Below are 1232 nucleotides of genomic sequence, written 5' to 3'. Positions count from 1 at the left end.
TGTTCTGCGCAACTAAATCAGGACACTTTTCTTAAGGAATTTAGCTCATACTCTACTGGTGACAGATCACCGTTAGCAGTATGAAGCCTTTCTAAGTTGTAATAGCGCATATACGCAGCTACATCGTTTTTCATATGCTCACGAGTTGCCTGTGGTACTTTTAGCAGCCAATCATGTTTTAAACTACCGAAGAACCTTTCAACAACAGCGTTATCCCAACAAGCTCCAACGTCACCCATGCTAGCTCTGATTCCATAATTAGCCAGCAGCTTACGATAACGCTTGCTGGTATACTGTGAGCCTCTATCTGAGTGGAACACTAAGCCTTTATTAGGCTGACGTAAGTTATAGGCTTTAATCATCGCCTTGCTCACTAAGTCAGTGGTCATACGTTTATCAATATGCCAACCGACTATGCGTCTGGAATATAAATCCATAACAATGGCCAGATACATCCAGCCTTCGCCTGTTTTTAGGTAAGTGACATCACCAGCCCAAACTTGGTTAGGCGCAACAGGATTAAAGTTCTGGTTTAACAAATTATCGGCAACGGCATCACTGTGTTTGCGTTTCGTTGTTACCTTGTAAGCTATGCGTTGAGTCACAACCAAGCCAAGTTTCGCCATCAGTTTTTGCACGCCATATTCGCTAACATTAAATCCCTCCTTGCATAACCGTTTTCTCAGCTCTCGATAACCCAAGCTATTTCGACTTTGCTTGAATATTGCTTTAGCTCTTCGATATAGATGAAGCTGCTCAGCAGTAATGATTTTGGCTGGTCGATTTAGCCAAGCGTAATAGGCTGAACGACTAACTTTCATTATCTTGCAAAGCTTCACAACAGGAAAAGTTGGAGCTAGCTGTTTAATTGTTTGAAACGTTATTTCGTTTCCCTTAGCAGGAGGGAGCTGGCCTTTTTTAATATTTCTTTTTCCATCCTTAGCTCTTTAACTTCCTTACGTAACTTTACTAGCTCAGCTCGTTCATCAGCATTTAAAGTATTACCAGATTGCTCCGACTCGAACTTGGCTTTCCAGTTATAAAGTAATTTATCTGTGATACCTAAAGAGGCAGCCGCTTTAGGGACTGAATAACCTTGTTCGGTTATTAATGCCACAGCTTCTTGTTTAAATTCTGCTGTGTAACTTCTGTTTGTTCTTTTTGTCATTTAACACCTCAATATTTGGATTATATTCCATTATCAAAGTGTCCTGTTTGATTATTGCAGATCA

General features: G+C 40.5%; 1 protein-coding gene. It reads right to left on the bottom strand.

Going from position 1 to position 1232, the window contains the following annotated elements; translation table 11 throughout:
• Positions 1-17: 17 nt before the first annotated feature.
• Positions 18-1168 (bottom strand): IS3 family transposase gene (locus ACSLUH_RS19405; protein WP_448570070.1). Its coding sequence is split into 2 segments (ribosomal slippage): positions 18-898 and positions 898-1168, totalling 1152 coding nucleotides; the frame shifts between segments, so codons are not numbered across the junction.
• Positions 1169-1232: the final 64 nt, after the last annotated feature.

Source organism: Thalassotalea ganghwensis (genome assembly GCF_053485795.1).
Note: the sequence above shows the minus strand (reverse complement) of the source record. Positions and strands in the feature narration are given on the sequence as shown.